The sequence below is a fragment of the Lutibacter sp. genome (genome assembly GCF_040883305.1).
In the GTDB taxonomy this organism is placed as follows: Bacteria; Bacteroidota; Bacteroidia; order Flavobacteriales; family Flavobacteriaceae; genus Lutibacter.
On record NZ_JBFLKT010000214.1, the window covers coordinates 1 to 21,647 of the forward strand.

Annotated in this window: 20 protein-coding genes; 8 read left to right on the top strand and 12 right to left on the bottom strand. The window is 29.6% G+C overall.

Annotation, left to right across the window (positions count from 1 at the left end; genetic code table 11):
- The 3 genes from AB1Z17_RS06755 to AB1Z17_RS06765 form a co-directional block, all read right to left on the bottom strand.
- A partial coding sequence (locus AB1Z17_RS06755; RefSeq protein WP_368051035.1) for a DPP IV N-terminal domain-containing protein occupies positions 1-2,228 on the bottom strand: 2,228 nt, incomplete at its 3' end.
- A 117-nt stretch (positions 2,229-2,345) separates the two neighbouring features.
- Positions 2,346-4,073: a DUF885 family protein gene (locus AB1Z17_RS06760; protein WP_368051036.1), complete on the bottom strand. Its 1,728-nt coding sequence runs from the start codon at positions 4,071-4,073 to the stop codon at positions 2,346-2,348.
- A 4-nt stretch (positions 4,074-4,077) separates the two neighbouring features.
- On the bottom strand, positions 4,078-5,658 hold the full coding sequence (locus tag AB1Z17_RS06765; RefSeq protein ID WP_368051037.1) for an aldehyde dehydrogenase (NADP(+)): 1,581 nt from the start codon (positions 5,656-5,658) through the stop codon (positions 4,078-4,080).
- A 218-nt stretch (positions 5,659-5,876) separates the two neighbouring features.
- On the opposite strand from AB1Z17_RS06765, the gene AB1Z17_RS06770 reads away from it, so the two are divergent.
- Positions 5,877-6,719, top strand: a complete 843-nt coding sequence (locus AB1Z17_RS06770; RefSeq protein WP_368051038.1) for an AraC family transcriptional regulator — start codon at positions 5,877-5,879, stop codon at positions 6,717-6,719.
- A gap of 295 nt (positions 6,720-7,014) precedes the next feature.
- The gene (locus AB1Z17_RS06775) at positions 7,015-7,599 is read left to right on the top strand and encodes a hypothetical protein (protein ID WP_368051039.1); all 585 of its coding nucleotides are present in this window, start codon (positions 7,015-7,017) and stop codon (positions 7,597-7,599) included.
- An 8-nt stretch (positions 7,600-7,607) separates the two neighbouring features.
- Here AB1Z17_RS06775 and AB1Z17_RS06780 read toward each other — a convergent pair whose 3' ends face one another.
- The 3 genes from AB1Z17_RS06780 to hemW are packed head-to-tail and all read right to left on the bottom strand — an operon-like array spanning position 7,608 to position 9,739.
- A complete protein-coding gene (locus tag AB1Z17_RS06780) occupies positions 7,608-7,964 on the bottom strand; it encodes an MmcQ/YjbR family DNA-binding protein (RefSeq protein WP_368051040.1) in 357 nt (118 codons plus the stop codon).
- A gap of 1 nt (position 7,965) precedes the next feature.
- On the bottom strand, positions 7,966-8,577 hold the full coding sequence (locus tag AB1Z17_RS06785; RefSeq protein WP_368051041.1) for a DUF4230 domain-containing protein: 612 nt from the start codon (positions 8,575-8,577) through the stop codon (positions 7,966-7,968).
- 34 nt (positions 8,578-8,611) lie between these two features.
- Complete coding sequence (hemW, locus tag AB1Z17_RS06790; RefSeq protein WP_368051042.1) at positions 8,612-9,739, bottom strand: radical SAM family heme chaperone HemW; 1,128 nt, start codon at positions 9,737-9,739, stop codon at positions 8,612-8,614.
- A 114-nt stretch (positions 9,740-9,853) separates the two neighbouring features.
- Between hemW and AB1Z17_RS06795 the strand changes: the two genes are divergently transcribed.
- Entirely contained in the window at positions 9,854-10,141 is a 288-nt protein-coding gene (locus tag AB1Z17_RS06795; RefSeq protein ID WP_368051043.1) for a putative quinol monooxygenase, read from the top strand.
- 65 nt (positions 10,142-10,206) lie between these two features.
- On the opposite strand, the gene ruvC is transcribed toward AB1Z17_RS06795, so the two are convergent.
- The gene (gene ruvC, locus AB1Z17_RS06800) at positions 10,207-10,764 is read right to left on the bottom strand and encodes a crossover junction endodeoxyribonuclease RuvC (protein WP_368051044.1); all 558 of its coding nucleotides are present in this window, start codon (positions 10,762-10,764) and stop codon (positions 10,207-10,209) included.
- A 117-nt stretch (positions 10,765-10,881) separates the two neighbouring features.
- Here ruvC and AB1Z17_RS06805 point away from each other — a divergent pair, with 117 nt between their 5' ends.
- Positions 10,882-11,724, top strand: a complete 843-nt coding sequence (locus AB1Z17_RS06805; protein WP_368051045.1) for a hypothetical protein — start codon at positions 10,882-10,884, stop codon at positions 11,722-11,724.
- Positions 11,724-12,851: a glycosyltransferase gene (locus tag AB1Z17_RS06810; protein WP_368051046.1), complete on the top strand. Its 1,128-nt coding sequence runs from the start codon at positions 11,724-11,726 to the stop codon at positions 12,849-12,851. Before AB1Z17_RS06805 ends, AB1Z17_RS06810 begins: the two co-directional genes overlap by 1 nt.
- Before the next feature lie 326 nt (positions 12,852-13,177).
- Here the strand turns inward: AB1Z17_RS06810 and mnmD are convergent, their stop codons facing one another.
- Genes mnmD through AB1Z17_RS06825 form a run of 3 tightly spaced genes read right to left on the bottom strand, consistent with a single transcriptional unit; the run spans position 13,178 to position 14,781 of the window.
- Positions 13,178-13,840 carry a tRNA (5-methylaminomethyl-2-thiouridine)(34)-methyltransferase MnmD gene (gene mnmD / locus AB1Z17_RS06815; RefSeq protein WP_368051047.1) on the bottom strand — a complete coding sequence of 221 codons (663 nt, stop codon included), beginning with the start codon at positions 13,838-13,840 and terminating at the stop codon, positions 13,178-13,180.
- A 3-nt stretch (positions 13,841-13,843) separates the two neighbouring features.
- Positions 13,844-14,275, bottom strand: coding sequence for a hypothetical protein (locus tag AB1Z17_RS06820; protein WP_368051048.1), 432 nt, complete (start codon positions 14,273-14,275; stop codon positions 13,844-13,846).
- Positions 14,275-14,781, bottom strand: a complete 507-nt coding sequence (locus AB1Z17_RS06825; RefSeq protein WP_368051049.1) for a DUF4920 domain-containing protein — start codon at positions 14,779-14,781, stop codon at positions 14,275-14,277. The genes AB1Z17_RS06820 and AB1Z17_RS06825 overlap by 1 nt, the downstream gene beginning before the upstream one ends.
- 126 nt (positions 14,782-14,907) lie before the next feature.
- Here AB1Z17_RS06825 and AB1Z17_RS06830 point away from each other — a divergent pair, with 126 nt between their 5' ends.
- From AB1Z17_RS06830 to nadB, 3 genes are all read left to right on the top strand, one after another.
- Entirely contained in the window at positions 14,908-15,957 is a 1,050-nt protein-coding gene (locus AB1Z17_RS06830; RefSeq protein WP_368051050.1) for a branched-chain amino acid aminotransferase, read from the top strand.
- A gap of 124 nt (positions 15,958-16,081) precedes the next feature.
- On the top strand, positions 16,082-17,077 hold the full coding sequence (gene nadA, locus AB1Z17_RS06835; protein ID WP_368051051.1) for a quinolinate synthase NadA: 996 nt from the start codon (positions 16,082-16,084) through the stop codon (positions 17,075-17,077).
- Positions 17,078-17,084: 7 nt separating this feature from the next.
- On the top strand, positions 17,085-18,668 hold the full coding sequence (gene nadB, locus AB1Z17_RS06840) for an L-aspartate oxidase (RefSeq protein WP_368051052.1): 1,584 nt from the start codon (positions 17,085-17,087) through the stop codon (positions 18,666-18,668).
- Between the two features lie 214 nt (positions 18,669-18,882).
- Here nadB and AB1Z17_RS06845 read toward each other — a convergent pair whose 3' ends face one another.
- Positions 18,883-20,979 (bottom strand): M13 family metallopeptidase, encoded by a 2,097-nt coding sequence (locus AB1Z17_RS06845; RefSeq protein WP_368051054.1) that lies wholly within the window; start codon positions 20,977-20,979, stop codon positions 18,883-18,885.
- A 98-nt stretch (positions 20,980-21,077) separates the two neighbouring features.
- On the bottom strand, positions 21,078-21,464 hold the full coding sequence (locus tag AB1Z17_RS06850; protein WP_368051055.1) for a hypothetical protein: 387 nt from the start codon (positions 21,462-21,464) through the stop codon (positions 21,078-21,080).
- Between the last annotated feature and the right edge of the window lie 183 nt (positions 21,465-21,647).

A 21,647-nucleotide genomic window follows, 5' to 3' on the forward strand; every position in this document is an offset into this window, starting at 1 on the left:
AAATGTTCTAGAAAATAATTCCATCTCTTTTTTGTAAAGTAATTTCTATAATTTCCGCTGTATCCATGTCTTTGACTAGGTAAAATTAATAAATCAAATTCCTTGTCGTTTTTTATTAATGCTTCCGCTAATTTAAAAGTTGCAGATATATTCACATTTTCATCTATTCCCCCGTGTACCAATAATAACTTGCCTTTCAAATTTTTAGCGTTGGTAATATTAGATACATTTTGATATGTTGAATCTATTGGCCAACCTTGGTACATTTCTGGCCACCAAGCTTTTTCCATTCTAAAATCGTGGTCTGCAGAACTGGCAATACCTACTTTATAAAAATCTGGAAAAGCTAACATTGCTCTTCCAGTATCAAAACCACCAGCTGAATGTCCAAAGATTCCTACTTTATTAACATCAATCCAGTTATATTTTTTAGCTAAATATTTAATTGCCAAAACGTGATCTTCTAAATTATTACCCATATTTTTATAGGAATAATTATGAAATTCTTTAGACCTTCCAGAAGTTCCAAGGCCATCAACCATCATTACAATAAACCCTAGTTCTGCCAGAGATTGATTCATAAATCCTCTATCAAAAGATTTTGGAAACACTTGAGTGTGTGGCCCAGTATACGTGTGGTCTATAATTGGATATTTTTTAGTGTTATCAAAATTAGTTGGTTTCCAAATTGCTCCATAAATAGTTGTTTTTCCATCCTTAGCAGTAAGATTAAAAACTTCAGGAGCTTCCCACGCTTGCGAGGTTGCATTATCAACATTTGCGGTTGTTAATTCTGTAATGATTTTACCTGTTTTTGATACTCTTAAAACAGTTTTTGTTGGAACACTTATAGATGAAATATTATCGACAAAATATGCTCCATTCTTTGAAAAAGAAACAGTATGATGTAAGTTTTCAGGAGTTAATAACGTAACTTTATTGGTTTTTAAATCGACTTTATATACTTGTTGATGGTATGGATTGTTTTGTTCATCTTTCCCTGAAGCTGAAAAATAAATAACACCATTTTTTTCGTCTATATATTCAATAGAATTAATAAAATAATTTCCTTTTGTAAGAACTGTGGTTTCGTTGGTTTTTAAATCAACAGAATACAGTTGCCTCCATCCACTTCTTTCAGATAAAAAAACTATTCTTTGAAGTTTCTCAAGAACTTTAAAATCAAAATTATCAATATTTGTTTCACTAATTTCAGTAATTAATGTTTCTTCAGTTTGATTGTTTAAATCAATTTTTTTTACATAACCTTTCTGAAATCCTCTCTCTAAATAATTAGCAAAAACAATTCCCGATACTTCAGTAAATTCTGTTGATACATTATTAATATGCGTGTTTTTTGGTAGTTTTGTTGCTACTTCTTTTTTAGTTTCAACATTAAAAAAAACTGGTTTAACATGAACCATTGCTGTATCTCCTGGAGATCCTCGGTAATACGATAGTAATTTTGGTTTGTATAAAGAATCAATGCTGTAATCTAGCATATACATTTTTTCAGCATTTTGTAAATCAACCACATTCGCAGCAATCCATTTTGAATCTTTAGACCAATCTAGAGAAAAATGTTTTGGTCGCTCTCCATTTTCACCCTCCATTATATCATCCCAGCCATAATAGCTTGCGTATTCATAATTTTTTTTACCATCAAAACTTAATTGGTATTCTTTATCGTCTTCAGTAGATTTTATAAAAAGATTGTAGTTTTTTGTAAAAGCAATCCAATTTCCATCTGGCGATTTACTTTCAAAAGGATTTTCCTCTTCTTTTTCTTCTTCCATTAGAGATGTAAGTGAATTTTTATCAATTACATACAAATACAATTTATTTTGGAATCTAAACTCCAAATTTCCTTCTTTATTTTTTTCTAAATTCCCTAAAGATATATTAGCTGGTAAAATTTTCTCATCAACTAATTTACTTAATTCTTCTGCTAATTTCTTATGATTAAATAAGGGTAACACCTTTTTATTTTTAAAGGAAGCTGTTTTATATGTTTTGCCTTCTTGGTTATAATCTACAAACCAAATTCCTGAATTATCGTCAAACCAATTTACAGTTGTTTTAAGGTTAAAAGCTGTTTTATTGTTATAATTATTATACATAAAACTTTTAGCTCTTTCATAATCTTCTATATTTATTTCTTGTGAATGCACTTGTATAGAAAAAAATACACCTAAAAAAAGAATGTTTAATTTAAAGAATGTTTTCATATAGATATAATTTAATCAATTAATTTAAAATAATATTAGTTTATCCCTAAAACTCAGTATTTACTTGCCTCAACACCAATTTTATATTAACAAGAGTGAACATTAATTCAAAAAAAGCTACGCTGCCTTTATTTTTTGAATATAATCTAAAACTCTTTTTTCAAGAATACTAAGCGTTATAGTTCCTTCTTCTAAAATAATTTCGTGAAATTTACGAACATCGAATTTTGTTCCTAGTTCTTTTTCTGCTAACTGTCTAAGTTCTCTTATTTTTAGTTCTCCTATTTTATAAGATAGTGCTTGTCCTGGCCAAGAAATGTATCTGTCAATTTCTGTATTTACTTCGTGAATAGAAAGTGCGGTGTTCGATTTTAAATACGCAACTGCTTCTGCTCTTGTCCAATTTTTGATATGGATTCCAGTATCTACCACCAACCTACAAGCGCGCCACATTTCATAAGTATATTTCCCAAATGCTTCATACGGAGTTGTATAAATTCCCATCTCATCACCTAAAAATTCGGAATACAATCCCCAACCCTCTCCATACGCAGATAAGTATAAATCTTTTCTGAATTGAGGAATCTCATCGCCCATTTCACTATTTAAACTTATTTGCAAATGATGTCCTGGAACGGCTTCGTGCAATGTCAAAGATGGCAATACATATAAAGGTCTGCTCGGTAAATTATAAGTGTTTACCCAATAATAACCAGGTTGCGTGCTACTACTTGGTGGACTGTAACGACCAGTTGTGTATTTTGGTGCAATTACTGCAGGAACTGGAGCAACGCCATAAGGTTTTCTAGGTAATGTTATAAAAAACTTTGGCAACTGTGCATCAATTCTTTTAGCAATATTTCGTGCTTCCTTTAGTAGTTCATCTCTCGTTTTTGCATAAAATTGCTCATCTGTTCTTAAAAAAGTTAAAAATTCTGAAAATGAACCTTTAAACTCGACTTCATCAATTATTTTTTGCATTTCAGCTTTAATTCTAGCTACTTCTTCCAAACCTTTTTGATGTACTTCTTCTGCTGAAATTTTTAACGTTGTATAATATTCAACCCTATTTTGATAATAATTTATACCATTTGACTGATTAGAAACACCACCACTTTCTCTTGTTTTAACAAAGTATTCATTTTCAAAAAAATCTTTTATAATTTTAAATTGAGGAATCACCTTAGTTTCAATTGCTATTTTTGCCGCTGTTAACAAGGAGTCTTTTTGCGCTTGAGTACTATTAGTAGCCAAACTTTTAAACGGCGAATAATAAAAACTATCTTCAAAATTTTCAACAATTTGGCTATTGTAAGTGTCTTCAAAATCGTTAAAAATAATTTTTGGTTGTGAAATTCCTTTTTCCAATCCATCTCGCATTAATACAATATGTTGTGACACAAAAGTTGGTAATGCATTTAACTTGTTTAAATAGGTTACAAATTGCTGATGTGTTGCAAAACCTCGAACTTCATAAGGTAAACTTGTATGAAAACCAGCATCTGATAATAACGGATTTAAATAGGCTTCATATTCATAAAAATCTATTTTTTCTTGAAATATAAATTTCAGTAATGCTGCGGAAATCTGTTCAGATTCTGACAGTTCTTCTAATTTTATACATCCAAAATATTGTAATTGTTGTTTGGCGTAATCGGCTTCATTTTTATAATATTCTTTTGTAAATACTCCCAAAGGAAATTTAACTTCATCAAAACCTTTATGCCCTTCATGAGATTTAATAATAATTTGTAATTCGGTTGAAGAATCACCGCATGTCTCATTTCCATTATTACAAGAAATAAACACTGTAATTACAAATAATAAACTTAGAATATACTTCATATTTTTATATCTTTTTAGAGGTTTGTTTCCCATCAACCAAACGAGAAATATTTAATGGATTTTTATTTTTTAATGCGTTTGGCAATAAAATATCTGGCCAATTTTGATAACAAAAAGGACGCACCCAACGTTTTATTGAATTTACTCCAACCGCTGTAAACCTGCTATCTGTTGAAGCAGGATAAGGTCCGCCGTGTACCATTGCATTACAAACTTCAACTCCTGTTGGAACGCCATTAAAAATAATGCGTCCTACCCTGTTTTGAAGTGCGTTTACAATTTCAGAATATAGTTCTATTTCATTTTCAGCTAAAATAGTACCCGTTAATTGTCCTTCTAGTTTAGAAATTATAGTTTCTAATTGTTCAATATTTTCACACTGAACAACCATAGAAAAAGGACCAAAAACTTCTTGATGCAATGTTGTATTTTCTAAAAACCTAACTCCGTCGACAGTTGTTATAATTTGACGACCATAATTTATCGAAGTTTCTTTAACATAACTTGCTATTTTTTCTAAACCAGTTTGCTGCTCCATTTTTGATTTATTTTGTTCAAAAGCACCAATAATATTAGGATGTAACATACACGAAGGTTCAATTTGTACAATTTCTTCTGCTAAGTTTTTTATAAATTTGGTTAAATCCTCTCCTTTAATTCCTAAAATTAATCCTGGATTTGTACAGAATTGACCAGCGCCCAAAGTTATAGAATTTGCATACGTTTTTGCCCAATGCGAACCTTTTTTATTAGCAGCATTTGGTAATAGAATTACGGGGTTTACGCTTCCCATTTCAGCAAAAACCGGAATTGGTTCTGGGCGTTGTGCAGCAAGATTGAACAAACTTCTACCACCACTAATGCTTCCAGTAAATCCAACCGCTTTTATTGCAGGATGGCTTATTAATGTAGTTCCAACTTCAATTCCGCTACTATTTAAATTTGAAAATATACCATTTGGCATTCCTGTTATTTCGGCAGCTTTTATCACTGCATAGGCAACCAATTCTCCAGTTCCAGCATGCATTGGGTGCGATTTCACAATTACAGGACAACCAGAAGCCAAAGCCGAAGCTGTATCTCCTCCTGCTGTTGAATATGCCAATGGGAAATTACTTGCTCCAAAAACTAAAATTGGACCTATAGGCACTAACATTTTACGTAAATCAACTTTTGGAATTGGCTTTCTAGTTGGATTTGCAGTGTCAATTGTTGCTTCTACCCAAGAACCTTCTTTTACTAAATTTGCAAAAGATCTCAATTGAAAAATGGCTCTGCTTCTTTCGTTAATTGCTCTTTCTTCATACAATCCAGATTCAGAACAATAGGTTTGTATTAACTCGTCTCCTAAAGCTTCTATCTGATTTGCAATTTCATTTAAAAAATCACTTTTTTTAGCACCAGAAATTGTTTTAAATTTATTAAAAGCTTCAGTTGCTAATGCTGTTGCTATTTCAATTTCTCGCTCAGAAACTTCAGTAAAAATAACATCGTTCTCTTGGTTAGTTTGCGGATTAAAGGTTTTAAAAGTTTTTTTTCCTGTAGATGCTAAAACATTTCCTATATAATTTTTACCTGTAATCATAAAAGTTGCTTATTATTTTTCTCTGTGATAAAATATAACAATCAAAATAGCTTAATTATTAATTGGATAAAGATACTTAATTTAGTTAATTAATTATTGCAATTTCTGAATGCCATTTTACTCGAATTCATATTTTTTACCATTTAGTAGTATTATTTTACCTTATGATTTTTATTTATTTAAAAAAATAGATTAATATTGTTGTATAAATTATTTTTATGAAAGTTTTACCCTTTACAATTCCAAAACCTGAAAATGTTACATTGTATACTGAGCATTATAAAGGTGAAAATTTTTATGAAAAATTACACCAACACAAAGAAATACAAATAAGTTTAGTTATTGCAGGTGAAGGAACCTTTGTTATTGGCGATTGTGTAGGTGATTTTAAACAACATGATATTTTTGTTTTAGGAGAAAATTTACCTCACGTTTTTAAGCAAGATGAAACTTTTGAACAAGAAACAGAAATGGTTTCTTTATTTTTTTCGAAAAATTCTTTTGGAGAAGATTTTTTTGACTTACCAGAATTCACATATTTTAAAAAGTTTTTTGACAACGCTGTTTTAGGCTATAAAGTAAAGTCAAATAAAAAAGAAATTTCATTAATTCTATCCAAAATTAAAACACTTTCAAAATACTATCAATTTATTAATTTTTTAGAAGTTTTACGACTTATTTCTGAAGCTGACAAACGCAAACTTTCTTCTTTAATTAACTTAAAAAAATATGCTGGTAACGAAGGAAAAAGAATGAGTGATATTTTTCAATATACGATGGATAATTTTCATAAAGAAGTTAGTTTACACGATGTAGCAAATATTGCAAATATGACACCCAATGCTTTTTGTAGGTATTTTAAACAACGAACTACAAAAACGTTTGTTAATTTTTTAATTGACATCCGTATTGGAAATGCATGTAAATTATTGGCTAAAAATAACGACTTAAGTATTACCGAAATATCTTACAAATCTGGTTTTAATAATTTGGCTAATTTTAATAGAAAATTTAAATCTACAAAAGGCATCACCCCTTCGGAATATAGAAAGAAACAATAATAGACAAATACCCAAAACTTTAATTTTCAATAAGTTAATAATAACTATTTTTGTTTTTTAACATTTTTTTAACTATATTTACTTCAACTACTAACCGAACCAAACAAATATTATCAATTTATTTCATGGGATTCTCTCATGTATTTCTTCAGTTAGTTTTTAAATTTTTTGTGGTTATAACAGACTGCAATAAATGAGTTAAAGAATATTTATATACTTTCTCTTCCCCTGCTTAAATCAAAGTTAATAATGTTCTTTAGAATAGTTTAAGTTGCCAATTCTAAAAAATAAAACTATGTTGAAGAACTTAATTATTTCTAGTAATTCTTTATTTATTCAAATTATTGAAGACAGTGAATCCAAACTTTTATTTAATTCTGTTGAATACGTATTTCTATTTATCTGCATAATTATAGCATTGCTTATTATGATATTAATTCCTGCAATATTGTGCTATTTTATGATTGATAACTTTTTTAATATTTATAAACATAAAAAAGAAATAGACACCAGCATTTGCACTGGAGATTTCAGCCACAATTCAGAATATACAAAATACACTTGTGATAAATACCTTAAGTCTTGTTCTAATTTTGTAAAAAACCTTACTGGGTTAGCCGCATGGAATATTTTTTCATTGGCCTATATCATCATAGGTTTTGAAAGCTTCAAAACAGGATTAATAGAATATTTTCGCTTTCCTTTTAATGTATTCAATTCATTAAATACAGATGCAATTTCAAATTCAATAAAAGGTTTTAGTTCAAATTGGTCCTCTATGTTTACTATAATTGTTTTAACATTTATTTTTACATTATTGGGAAAATATATTGGAAATACAATGGGTAAAGAAAGGATAAAACAAAGAGGATTAGTTTAACTATAGTTTTATAGAAACCCTAATTCTTTTTGCAACTTTTTAGTAAGTCCATTTACAACTAAATTATAGGAATGATCTATCAATTCTTCAATTAGTTCATTAGATAAATTACCTTCAATAGTTATTGTATTCCAATGTTTTTTACTCATATGAAAACCTTCAATAACATCGGAATATTGAGCACGTAGTTCAATGGCTTTTTCCGGGTCACATTTTAAATTTACTGTTGAAGGATGGTGTTCCAATCCAGAAAGTGCAAACATTTTATTAGCTACTTTAAAAACTAAGGTAACTTCATCAAAAGGAAAACTTTCGGTAACATGTTTTTTGGATAAACAATAATTTCTAAACTGCTCTATATTCATGCTATTTGGTTAATTCTTTAAGTTCGCCATTTGGCAAAACTAACCTTGAATAATTTAACTTCCAGCCTGAAGTCTCCAACATTTTTTCAATCATTAAAATGGTGTCCAAGGCTTCTTTTTTTGCTGAACTTAACAAACCTGTTTCAGGTATTTTAGCTACAATAAAAGATTTTGCTTCTTTTTGCAGTTCGGTTAAATCTGCAGCCTCAAATTTATTAAAAATACCATCTCTTTTATCGTAATATTTTACATCTGTCTCCACCGATAAAATTTTTGGTTCAGGAAAATGTGTCAATACTATTTCTTTGGTCTCATTATTGGCATCTAATTTAATTTGTGATAAATCGAAACCAATATGTGCTTTTGCATTTATTAATAAAACGGCTTTTTTTCTGCTTGTAAATAAATTCAAAAAATGATTTTTGGTATCTTCAAAATGATAAATTTCAGCGAAATCTCCTTCAACAGATATTAATTTACAAACACTTTTAATTTTTTCAATTAACACCACCGATTGTTTTTCTATTTGATGTACTCCTTTTTTTCTATTAAAAAAAGAAAATCCCAAATACGATGCAATTGCACCCAAAAATATTCCAGTTAATAATTCCATAATTTTTTGTAGTTATTCAAATATAAGGATTGTTTTAAACTTTAAATAAATCACTTGCAATTCCATCGGCTAAAAACTTCCCTTTATTAGTGGTGACCAATTTATTTTCTAAAGTAAGTTTTATCAATCCTTTTTCAATAAATTGTTGTGAATTTTTAATCAATTCGTTTAAATATATTTTTCCGAAATCTTCTTCAATTTTATCTAAATCAATTCCCCAAATGGTTCTTAAACCTGTCATAATATATTCATTAAATCTATTATTTATGGAAAGTTCTTCAAACTCTAATGGTAGAATATTGCTGTTTATTGACTTTATATATTTTGCATTATTTGCAATATTCCAGGAGCGTTGTTTCCCGTTAAATGAATGCGCTGAAGGACCTATACCTACATATTTTTTTCCTAACCAATAAGAAGTATTGTGTTTAGAAAAATATGCTGGTTTTCCAAAATTAGAAATCTCATAATGCACAAATCCTTGTTTTTCGGTTTCAGAAACCAAAATATTAAAATGTTCTAAAGCTTGTTGTTCATTAACTGGCGGCACTTTCCCTTTTATTATAAAATTATGTAAAGCAGTATTTTTTTCAACAGTAAGCGCATAACTAGAAATATGTGGAACGCCAAAATCAAAAGCAATTTTTAAATTTTCTTTCCACTTTTTGTTGCTCATATTTGGAACTCCATAAATTAAATCGATGGTAATATTATCAAAATAACGCATCGCCACCGATAAACATTTTTTAGATTCTTCAGCCGTATGCGCACGATTCATAAATTGTAAATCGTCTTCAAAAAAAGATTGAATTCCAATGCTTAATCTGTTAATTGGTGAATTTGACAGTTTTATAATTTTACTTTCAGATAAATCGTCCGGATTGGCTTCTAACGTAATTTCTGGAGATTCAATTACAGTGTAATTACTATAAATAACCGTAAAAATAGCTGCAATTTCTTCAGAAGTTAAAAGCGACGGTGTACCACCACCAAAATAAATAGTTTCAATTAGTTTGCCTTCTAATTCGTTTTTACGTAACTGCAATTCGGTTAAAATTGCTTGTAACATTTCCTCTTTTCTTTTTAATGAAGTTGAAAAATGAAAATCGCAATAAAAACATGCTTGTTTACAAAACGGTATGTGAATATATATTCCTGCCAATTAAATTTATTTTTAGATTTTCCAAAAGTACAACTTAATAAAAAACTGCAAAAGGTGATTTAAGTTACCTTTTTTATGAAATCTCTTATGTAAATTTGAAAAAAACCGTCATTTATGTACACCTATATAGTTTCATTTAAAGTTAAAGAAGGCGAAGGAATTACTTTTGTTGAATTGCAAAAATTCGAAGAATTAACAGAAGCCAAACCAGCTGGATTGGATCATTTTCATATTTTTAAAGATAGAAACGATAAAAATCGTTATTTTTTAGTAGAATATTGGAATTCTAAAGAAGACCGTGTTAAAATGGAAAACTCAAAAGAATACCAACTTTTTAGAGAACATAGAAAACTTGTAATCGATAAAAAATACGAAACATACGAATGTGATGTTGTAATTTAGTTGAAAGGCTGACAAGTTGAAAAGTGTAAAGTTGAAGAGTGAAAAGCTGGAAAATTTAATACTTATCATTTTTTAATCACTCTTTTTTCATTCTGTTTTACAAAAGCAGCCCAACCCGTGTAATTTTTGTCCGAAGTAACTTTTCCACTATTGTAAAAATGACAAACTGCGGCAGCTAATCCATCTGTCGCGTCTAAGTTTTTTGGTAAGGTTTTTATTTTTAACAAACTTTGTAACATCTTAGCAACCTGCTCTTTACTTGCATTTCCATTACCAGTTATTGCCATTTTTATTTTTTTTGGAGAATATTCTGTAATTGGAACTTCGCGAGATAAACCTGCTGCCATTGCTACGCCTTGTGCTCTCCCTAACTTTAACATGGATTGCACATTTTTACCGAAAAAAGGTGCTTCAATCGCAATTTCGTCTGGATGGTAAGTTTCAATTAAATGGATTGTACGCTCAAAAATTAATTTTAGTTTAACATAGTGGTCATCATATTTTTTTAACAACAGTTCATCTAACTGCATTAATTCCATCTTTTTATCAACTACCTTTATCAATCCAAAACCCATAATGGTTGTTCCGGGATCAATTCCTAATATAATTTTTTCTGAGCTCAATTAGTTGTTTATTTGTAAAACCAAATGTACATAATCTTACACAAATATAAAGCCTACTTAATATTACTATTAAAACTGATACTTGTATTTGGGGCATTTTATTTTATATATCAAAAATTGGTTTCAAATCAACTTTTAACAGCTGAACAACTAAAAAATCAATTTTCTATCTTATTTTTAAATAATGGCTGGCTACTTATTTTTCTGCTTTTATGTACAGATGCAAATTGGTTGTTAGAAATTGTAAAATGGAAAACATTGGCTTCTCTTGAAAAAAAAATCACTTTTTTTGAAGCTTTTGAACAAAGTTTTGCATCGTTAACAGCTTCTATAATTACACCAAATAGAATTGGAGAATATGGAGCGAAAGCATTGTTTTTTGAAAGCGAAAAGCGTAAAAATATTATGGGACTCAACTTAATAGGAAATTTAAGTCAGTTAGTTGTTACTATCTTTTTTGGTTGTTTTGGAATTATTTATTTTTTAATGAATTATTCTACTGAAATTCCAAAAATTAATACTCAAAATAGTTTAATTTTAATGTTGTTTTTGTTGATTCTGATATACTTTAGAAAAAAGATTAAACTATCTAAAATTAAAACGTTTCTAAATAAAATACCCAAAAAAACGTATGTTACTGTTGTTATTTTAGCAATACTACGCTACTTAATATTCACACATCAGTTTTATTTTCTACTATTTCTTTTAGGAATAGAAATCGATTATTTTACAGCACTTCCTTTAATATTTAGCATGTATTTTATTGCTTCAATCCTTCCAAGTTTAACAATTTTTGATTGGGTTATAAAAGGATCTGTTGCCATTTTTTTATTCGGTTTTGTAGCAGTAAATGAACTTTCAATTGTTACCGTAACAACGTTAATGTATGTGTTGAATTTTGCAATACCAGCACTTTTTGGAAGTATCTTTGTGTTAAATTTTAAACCGTTAACTAATTAATGATTTTTGTTATAGCCATTATTTCAATTTGTTATTTTTCAATTATCTGCTCATTTATTAATGGTTTCGATAGGATTAAAAATATTGAAAACAAAAATAGTGCTCCAAAACACACATTTTCTATAATTGTTCCTTTTAGAAATGAAGCTGAAAATTTACCTCTTTTATTGCATTCTTTTTCTGAAATAGCATATCCAAAATCATTGTTTGAAATTATTTTAATAAACGATACATCTTCAGATAATTATAATTCAATAATTGAAGTATTCAGAATAAAAAATCCGATTATTAATTGTACGCTAATTAACAGTAATAACATAACAAATTCACCTAAAAAAGATGCGATAACTACTGCTGTAAAAATTTCTAAATTTAATTGGATAGTCGCTACAGATGCAGATTGTAAAGTTCCAAAAAATTGGTTGAATTTATTCAATCAAACTATTAAATATGAAAATGCTTTATTTATTGCAGGCCCTGTAAAATTTAAAGATAAAACTACTTTTTTACATCATTTTCAAAACTTGAATTTCATCAGTTTATTAGGAAGTACTATTGGAAGTTTTGGTGTTAAAAAACCAATTTTGTGTAACGGAGCAAATTTATGTTATAATAAAGCCACTTTTTTAGAATTGAATGGTTTTGAAGGAAATACGGCTATTGCAAGTGGTGATGATATTTTTCTATTAGAAACAATTGCAAAAAAATATCCAGACAAGGTATGTTATTTAAAAGCTAATGATGCCATAGTTGAAACTTCCTCAGAAAAAAATTGGAGCCTTTTTTTTAACCAGCAATTACGTTGGGCTTCAAAAACCACTGCGTATAACAATTGGTTTTCAAAGTTTGTTGGTTTAATTGTATTTTTTGAAAATTTATTAATAATTGTATTAGGTATTTCTTCGTTATTTATTAAAACATATTGGAAGTATTTTTTGGTAGTTTTTATTGTAAAAATTTTAATTGATTTTACACTTATTTTTAAAACTACAAAGTTCATAAAACACAAAAAAGCACTAAATTATTATGTAATAATAAGTCTGTTTCATCCAATATTTATTGTTTTTATAGCTATTGGGTCGTTCTTTAAAAACTATCAATGGAAGGATAGAATTTTTAAAAAGTAACTTTATTTCGGGTTTAAAAAACCTGTAATAATATCCTCAATATTAAACCATAAGAAAATAATTAATAGTAATAATAATACTAAAATAATACCTCGTTTATAATTTGGCTTTTTTCGTTTTTTAAATCGTTGACCTTCCATATTTTTATTTAGTGTCTGGTCGCAAACAGACTATTTTTATAAATTGAATTATTTTTGATTTAATTTTTTAGTTACTTTTTATGAGTTGACACCTTAGTACCAGTCGATTAAAAATAAATGGAAATGGCGCAAAAAGAAACAAATTTAATATTGCTATGTTTAGGTCCAAACACCATCCAAAATAAACTATAATTTTGTTGCACGTAACATTTCTCTTTTTCCGGGAGGACCAGGCAATCTTTCAACCGTAAATCCAACAGATTGCATGGCTCTTCTAACACTTCCTTTTGCGCTGTAAGTTACTAAAACTCCACCACTTTTTAAAGCATTAAACATTATTTTAAAAATATCTTCAGTCCATAATTCTGGCTGAACTCTTGCTCCAAAAGCATCAAAATAAATTAAATCAAAGATATTCTTATCATTTATTTCATTAAAGAATTGCTTTCTTTTTGTGAGCGTAAAATTGGTAGTTATTTCATTTTTAAGTTCCCATTGCTGCTGATGCATCTGCGTAAAAATATTTTCAAAATTATTGGCATTTAATTCTATAACATAATTTAATTTTTCAATTTCTTCAGTAGCCACAGGATATGCTTCTATACCCACATACTCGATCTCTAAATTGAATCTTGGAGCTTCTAAAAAAGTAATAAAACTGTTTAATCCAGTTCCAAATCCTATTTCTAAAATAGAAATTTTTTTATTTGAAAACAACGACAACCCACTTTTAATAAAAACATGCTTTGCCTCTTGAATTGCACCGTGTTTAGAATGATATTGTTCATCCCATTCTGGTAAATGGATGGTTGAAGAACCATCGGAAGTTATAATTATTTCTCGTTTCAAAGGCTATTTAATAAGTAACTTTTTAATTCTTGGAATTGGACCTGAACAGGTAGTTTTATGACAGGCAATACAGGAATTTACCATTAGATTAAACTGATCTCTAACCTCTTCTGGTGAAGCTGAAAAAATAGCTTGTTGATTTTCAACAAAAGCTTTTGAAAATATTTCAAAACTGGCATCTCTATCTTTTGGATTGGTTAAAACTGCGGAATGGATATTTAAAAATTTATCAGAAAAATCACCTATTGCTTCCTTGTTTAAAATCTTTTTTTTCAGTTCTTCATTGGTTTTATACATTTCTTCCATTAGCAATGCCATTTCAGAAAACTCATACATTACCAACTCTTCTTCATTATTTTTAGGTGTTTCATTTTTAGCAGTATCACACGATAAAAAGAAAATACTTCCTAAAATTAATATGGATAATTTTCTCATTATTTCTTCATTAAAACACCATCTGCTTCAAAAGACAATGTATATTTAGGGTCCGTTATTTCAGCTATTTCTTCTTCAGATTTTCCAGCATCTTCAGCAAAATGGCGTAATTCATCAACAGAAGTCGTTGTTACAAAAGCTTTCCCGTTTACTATTACCTCTCTTCCATCAGCATTCAAAGGCATAAAAAAACCATAATCTTTAAACTTTACAAAAGACTCAGCTTCGTTCCCTAAATCTAAATTCATCCAACAGCCTTTACTTTTGCAAACTTCATTTATTTTTGAAGCAAACTTTACATTAATTGTATCACCTACTTTTAAATCTTTATATTTTTCGGCCATTTGTTCTTTAGTTAACACTTCTGCATCTGTTATTTCATCACCAAAAGAATGGTATGCAATCTCCGCTGTTTCAACAATTTTTTCAGCCTTTTTAGCCTTGTCATTTTTACATGAAGCTAAAAAAAACAAGCTCATTACTACTAATACTACATTTTTTACCATTTCAAATTATTTAAATTCAACATTTTAGGCAAATATATTAAAAATAAAAAACTAACCTAAAAGGGGTTTAAAACTTTTTAATGAAAAAAAATAAGTAATTTTGTTTAAATTAAAATTAAACGAACTATGGCTTTACATATAGAAAAAATAAAAAAATCTAAAATCTCTGATGTTGATTTTAATAATTTAAAATTTGGTCAAGTATTTACTGACCATATGTTTGAATGTGATTATGAAAATGGTGCGTGGCAAACGCCAAAAATTAGACCTTATCAAGCATTGTCTTTTGATCCTTCTGCAAAAGTTTTTCATTACGGACAAGCTGTTTTTGAAGGAATGAAAGCTTACAAAGATGAAAATAATGACGTTTGGTTATTTAGACCAGATCAAAATCAAGAGCGTATTAACAAATCTGCCGAAAGATTAGATATGCCAGCTTTTCCAAAGGAATATTTTTTTGAAGGCTTAACGGAATTGTTAAAATTAGATAAAGAATGGGTTCAAAAAGGTGAAGGAAATGCACTTTACATTCGTCCATTTGTAATTGCCACAGAAAATTGTGTATCGGCATCATCTTCAACAAATTATAAGTTTATGATTATTTGTTCTCCTGTACAAGCATATTATGCAGGTGAAGTAAGAGTTGTTTTTGCTGATAAATATAGTAGAGCTGCCAATGGTGGTGTAGGTTATGCCAAAGCTGCGGGAAATTATGCCGCTTCATTTTATCCTGCAAAATTAGCTGCACAACAAGGATATCAGCAAGTTTTATGGACTGACGCTTCCACACACGAATATTTAGAAGAAGCTGGTACAATGAATGTGTTTTTTAGAGTTAATGACACTTTAATAACCGCACCAACAAGTGATCGGATTTTAGATGGTGTAACACGTAAAAGTATTATTCAGTTTGCTGAAGACAAAGGAATAAAAGTTGAAGTAAGACCTGTTAAAGTTACAGAAATAGTTGAAGCGGCTAAAAAAGGTGAGCTTTTAGAAATGTTTGGAGCTGGAACCGCAGCGGTAATTAGTCCTATTTTAGGCTTTGCACATAAAGATGAAAAATTTGAATTACCAAAGGTGGAAAACAGTTATGCAGCTTTTATAAAAAAGAGTTTAACAGACATACAAAGAAACTTAGCAGAAGATAAATTTGGTTGGAGATTTAAGGTTTAATAATCAAATTTGTTAATACTTGCCTAAAATCATAACTTTTTATAAATTGCAATGCTATAACAATCGGATTTTCACATCCGATTGTTTGGCATATTTATTGGTTTTAACCAAGTAAAATAAACGTATGACTACATTAGAAAAAGCAAAACAAAATATACAAGAAAAAGGATTTTTAGATATTGATATTCCAAGAAGTGTAGACTTTATTAAGGAAATAAAGAAACTTCGAAAAAAGAAGAATGCCATAATTTTAGCACATTATTATCAAGAAGATGCCATACAAGATATTGCAGATTTTGTTGGTGATAGTTTGGCTTTGGCGCAAGAAGCCGCGAAAACTGAAGCAGATATTATTGTTTTTGCAGGAGTACATTTTATGGCAGAAACTGCAAAAATTTTAAATCCTACTAAAAAAGTTTTATTACCAGATTTAAAAGCGGGTTGCTCTTTGGCAGACTCTTGTCCACCTGCTGATTTTGCAGCTTTTAAGAAAGAACATCCAGACCATATTGTGGTTTCTTATGTGAATACTTCCGCAGAGATAAAAGCATTAACCGATATTGTTTGCACGTCCTCTAATGCAGAAAAAATTATAAACTCTATTCCAAAAGACCGTCCAATTATTTTTGCTCCAGATAGAAATTTGGGTGCATGGTTAATTAAAAAAACCGGTAGAGATATGCTACTTTGGGATGGCGCTTGTATGGTACACGAAGCTTTTTCAATTGACAAAATTTTAAAATTATATGCTGAAAATCCTGGTGCAGAGATTATTGCGCATCCAGAATCTGAGGCTCATTTATTAAAAGTTGCCAAATATGTTGGTTCAACATCTGGCTTGTTAAATTATGTAAAAAATAGCAAAGCTAAAACATTTATTGTTGCTACTGAAGTTGGTATTTTACATAAAATGCGACAAGAATCGCCAAATAAAATATTAATTCCTGCACCTGTTGAAGACGACAGCTGTAATTGTAGCGAGTGTTTTTATATGAAAATGAATACTATGAAAAAATTGTATTTATGCTTAAAACACGAATTACCTTTTGTTGAAGTTGATCCAGAATTAAGTAAAAAAGCATTGGTCTCAATTGAACGCATGTTAGAACTTTCTAAATAATTCTTTAATGAACGCCGAAAAAAAAATACATAAAACCGATTTTTTAGTAATTGGTTCAGGTATTGCGGGCTTATCTTTTGCCCTTAAAACGGCAATTGCTTTTAAAGATGCCACAATTACTATAATTACAAAAAATGAAAAAAATGAGTGTAATACAAAATATGCTCAAGGTGGTATTTCAACGGTTTGGGATAAAACGGTAGATTCATTTGAACAACATACGCAAGACACTTTAATTGCAGGAGATGGGATTTGCGATGAAAAAGTTGTAAAAATGGTTATTAAAAGTGCTCCTGACCGATTGCAAGAATTAATTGATTGGGGAACACAATTTGATAAAACTTCAAATGGAGAATATTCATTAGGAAGAGAAGGTGGTCATTCTCAAGATAGAATTTTACATCATAAAGATATTACCGGAGCTGAAATTGAACGTGCGCTAATTGAACAAGTTGAAAAAACAGAAAATATTACTTTTTTAACCTATCATTATGCAATTGATTTAATTACCGAACATCAGGTTAAGAAAAAACAGATTAAAAGAAAGGAAAAAGTAACCTGTTTTGGTGCGTATGTCTTAGATGAGAAAAAAAATATAGTTAAAACTTTTTCAGCAAAAGTAACTATGCTGGCTACTGGTGGAAATGGTCAGGTTTATAATACAACTACAAATCCTGTTGTTGCAACTGGTGATGGTATAGCGATGGCATATAGGGCAAAAGCAGAAATTTCTGATGTTGAATTTATTCAATTTCATCCAACCGCATTGTATAATCCCGGAGAATATCCTGCATTTTTAATCTCCGAAGCTGTACGTGGTGAAGGTGCAATTTTAAGAGATTATTACGGTGAACGCTTTATGAAGAAATACGATGATCGTGAAGAATTAGCTTCGCGCGATATTGTTGCAAGAGCCATTGATAATGAACTTAAAAAAAGTGGTACACCAAATGTCTATTTAGATTGTACACATTTAGATTTTAAAGCCTTTAAAAAGCATTTCCCAAATATTACAGAAAAATGTTTGAGCTTAGGTATTGATGTTAGAAAAGATTATATCCCCGTTTCACCTGCTCAACATTATATTTGTGGTGGTGTAAACGTAAACAAAAAAGCAAAAACTTCACTTAAAAATTTATATGCTTCAGGAGAAGTTACGAGAACTGGTTTGCACGGTGCAAACAGACTGGCTTCAAATTCTCTGTTAGAAGGCCTTGTGTTTTCTCATAATGCCGTTGAAAATCTTAAAAAAAGGTTTCATAAAATTGCAGCACCCATAAACGTTCCTGTATGGAACGATAGCGGTGTGGTAAAAAATATGGAGAAAATTTTAATTACACATGATAGAAACGAAGTAAAAACTATTATGAGCAATTATGTTGGAATTGTGCGCTCTAACGAACGTTTATTACGTGCTGAAAGAAGGTTAAAAGTATTGTATGAAGACAATAAACGCTTATACGATCATTCTGAACTTTCAACAGACTTATGCGAACTTAGAAACCTAATTACAACGGCATATTTAATTACACAATTTTCGAAAAATAGAAAAGAAAATCGAGGTGGATTTTATAGTGCGGATTTAGTATAAGGACTTTCTTTAATTACTAGTAAAAACACTTACAAAATATAAAAAAGGGGATATTTCCCCTAATTAAAAGGTGAAATACCCCCTGATCTAATTACAAAAAGCATTATACTTTTACATTACGGAAAAGATAACATTATTGTATATTAGAGGAGATTGCACAAAAAACCACTAAAGTTTTAATTTTAGTGGTTTTTTAATGTAAGAATTCTAATTCCTACCAAATTTTTACTCTTTCCTCTGGTTTTAAATACATATTATCACCTTCAATTATGTTAAATGCTTCATAAAAAGCATCTACATTTTGAAGCGGCATAAAAGCTCTATACATTCCAGGTGCGTGAGAATCTGTTTTAATTTGATTTTTTAATGCTTCATCTCTTGTTTTAGTTCTCCAAATAGTTCCCCAAGACATATAAAAACGTTGCTCTGCTGTAAATCCATCTATAGCTTCAGGTCTACCATTTTTTTCGTAAAAAATTTGCAAACCTTCGTAAGCTGCATTAATTCCTCCTAAATCTCCAATATTTTCGCCCAAAGTAAATTCTCCATTTAAATTTACATCATCAATAGCAACAACTGCACTGTATTGATTTATTAATTGTTTACCCAACGCTGTAAATTGCTCTAAATCTTGATCAGTCCACCAATTATTTAAATTTCCATCAGCATCAAATCTCGATCCAGAATCATCAAAACAATGCGAAATCTCGTGACCAATAACTGCCCCTATTCCACCATAATTAACCGCCTCATCCGCTTGATAATTATAGAAAGGTGGTTGTAAGATAGCTGCTGGAAAAACAATTTCATTATTTACGGGATTAAAATATGCATTTACAACTTGTGGAGCCATTGCCCATTCTGTTCTATCAACTTCTTTTCCTAATTTTGCCATAGTTTCTTCAAAGTTCCATTTTGCAATATTTATAGAATTTTGAAAATAAGAACCACCGTCTTCAATAGATTTTACTTTTAGTTCAGCATAATCTTTCCATGCATCAGGATACGCAATTTTAACTGTCATTTTATCCAGTTTTTCAATTGCTTTTAACTTAGTTTCTGCACTCATCCACTCCAGAGCATTAATTCTTTTTTCGAAACCTAACATTACATTTTTAATCATTTCCTCAGCTTTTGCTTTTGCTTCTGGCGGAAATTTTGCATCAACATATAACTTTCCCAATGCTTCACCAATAGAATTATTTAAATTAGCTAATGCTCTTTCGTCTCTAGGTCTTTGTTGTTTTGCCCCCCTTAATTCTTTACTATAAAATTCCCAGTTAGCCACTTCTAACTCCTTATTTAATAAACCAGCAGCTCTATCAATTGCCGTCCAGCGTAAATATAATTTTATATCATCCATAGTACTTGTAGTAAGTATTTTATCAACAGCCTCCATATAATTTGGCTGCATAACAATAACTTTTTCTAAAGTTTCAATTCCTAAACCTTTAAAATACGTTTCCCAATTAATTGAAGGTACTAATGCATTAAATTCCTCCATTGTTTTAGGATTGTATAATTTTCTGGTATCTCTAGATTCTTCTTTAGTAAATCTTGGTTCAGCTAAATTATATTCGTAATCAAATACCTTTTGAGCATTTGCTTTTGCTACTTCTTCTGTATCACCAAAATATTGCAACATTCTAGCAATGTGAGCAATATATTTTTCACGCTTTTCTTTAGTGTCTTCGTCTTGATCTACATAATAATCACGTGATAATCCAAGACCTGCTGGGGCAATATATCCAGCGTTCATTTTACTATCTTTCAAATCGTTAAACACAGAAAAACCAAAAAAACCACCATATCCATACGGTGCCATTTCAGTCAATAAATTTTGTAAATCGCCTAAACTTTCAATGGCATCAATTTTATTTAAGAAAGGCATTACTGGAGTTATACCTTGTTGGTCTCTAGCCAAAGTATCCATAATAGATTCATAATAGTTTACTGCTTTTTTTTGATCAGATTCTAAGGTTAAATTCCCTTGTGCATCTTTTAATTTTGGGAATTTATCTTCAGCAATTGCATCATTTAAAATTGTAAGCACATCTGCATCTGTTTTTTTTACTAATTCGTTAAAACTTCCCCATGAAGTTCTGTCTGCTGGAATCTCAGTTTTATCTAACCAACTACCGTTAACATACCTAAAAAAATCGTCGTTTGGCTTCACAGAAGTATCCATATTTTCGACTATTATTCCAGGTATTTTTGCTGCTTCAGTTTGTTTTTCTTCTTTGCATGAAATAAGGGTAGTAAATGCTACAATTGAAGTGTATAACATTAATTTTTTGAGTGTAATTTTCATAATATTTAGATTGATTGAATTTATTGGTTTTTATATTTTAAATAACTTTCTAAATAACGCAAATAAAATTAATTTTTAGCTTAAATATTTGTTAATACTTACCTCTTTAAAATTTTAATTATATTAGGTTTAAAGTAATTTGGGCCTTTCATAACTTTGCCATCTTCACGATAAATTGGCAATCCATTTGCTCCTAATTTACTCATATTACTAAGTTGAATTTCGTTAAAAACGTCTTCAATTTTATGCTGCATTCCGTGTTCTAAAATTGTGCCACATAAAATGTACAACATATCGCCTAAAGCATCTGCAACTTCAACAAGGTTGTTTTCTTTTGCAGCTTCTAAATATTCTTCATTTTCTTCTGCCATTAAATCGAACCTCAATTTTAATTTGTTATCCGATAATTGTGCAACTGGTTCTTGCTGAATTCCCAACCCAAAAGCTTCATGAAATTCTTGTACTGCTTTTAATTTATTCTTCATTTATTTAAATTCTATTTTTTTTAATTTCTGTTGTTAAGAAAATTTATATAGTAATTTTGTAGGTACATTTTTTAAAACAAATGCAATTAACCTCCACCGTTTTGTTATATATGCTTTTCGTTTTTTTTGTTTAATTGCTGTGTAAATTTGTTTGGTTGCTTTTTCTAAAGATGCCATCCAGAA

What these genes read in the sequence shown, in the direction of transcription:
- AB1Z17_RS06760 (WP_368051036.1), bottom strand. Translation starts at nt 4,073, where the DNA reads ATGAAGTATATTCTAAGTTTATTATTTGTAATTACAGTGTTTATTTCT.
- AB1Z17_RS06765 (WP_368051037.1), bottom strand. Translation starts at nt 5,658, where the DNA reads ATGATTACAGGTAAAAATTATATAGGAAATGTTTTAGCATCTACAGGA.
- AB1Z17_RS06770 (WP_368051038.1), top strand. Translation starts at nt 5,877, where the DNA reads ATGAAAGTTTTACCCTTTACAATTCCAAAACCTGAAAATGTTACATTG.
- AB1Z17_RS06775 (WP_368051039.1), top strand. Translation starts at nt 7,015, where the DNA reads ATGTTGAAGAACTTAATTATTTCTAGTAATTCTTTATTTATTCAAATT.
- AB1Z17_RS06780 (WP_368051040.1), bottom strand. Translation starts at nt 7,964, where the DNA reads ATGAATATAGAGCAGTTTAGAAATTATTGTTTATCCAAAAAACATGTT.
- AB1Z17_RS06785 (WP_368051041.1), bottom strand. Translation starts at nt 8,577, where the DNA reads ATGGAATTATTAACTGGAATATTTTTGGGTGCAATTGCATCGTATTTG.
- AB1Z17_RS06795 (WP_368051043.1), top strand. Translation starts at nt 9,854, where the DNA reads ATGTACACCTATATAGTTTCATTTAAAGTTAAAGAAGGCGAAGGAATT.
- AB1Z17_RS06810 (WP_368051046.1), top strand. Translation starts at nt 11,724, where the DNA reads ATGATTTTTGTTATAGCCATTATTTCAATTTGTTATTTTTCAATTATC.
- AB1Z17_RS06820 (WP_368051048.1), bottom strand. Translation starts at nt 14,275, where the DNA reads ATGAGAAAATTATCCATATTAATTTTAGGAAGTATTTTCTTTTTATCG.
- AB1Z17_RS06825 (WP_368051049.1), bottom strand. Translation starts at nt 14,781, where the DNA reads ATGGTAAAAAATGTAGTATTAGTAGTAATGAGCTTGTTTTTTTTAGCT.
- AB1Z17_RS06830 (WP_368051050.1), top strand. Translation starts at nt 14,908, where the DNA reads ATGGCTTTACATATAGAAAAAATAAAAAAATCTAAAATCTCTGATGTT.
- nadA (WP_368051051.1), top strand. Translation starts at nt 16,082, where the DNA reads ATGACTACATTAGAAAAAGCAAAACAAAATATACAAGAAAAAGGATTT.
- nadB (WP_368051052.1), top strand. Translation starts at nt 17,085, where the DNA reads ATGAACGCCGAAAAAAAAATACATAAAACCGATTTTTTAGTAATTGGT.
- AB1Z17_RS06845 (WP_368051054.1), bottom strand. Translation starts at nt 20,979, where the DNA reads ATGAAAATTACACTCAAAAAATTAATGTTATACACTTCAATTGTAGCA.
- AB1Z17_RS06850 (WP_368051055.1), bottom strand. Translation starts at nt 21,464, where the DNA reads ATGAAGAATAAATTAAAAGCAGTACAAGAATTTCATGAAGCTTTTGGG.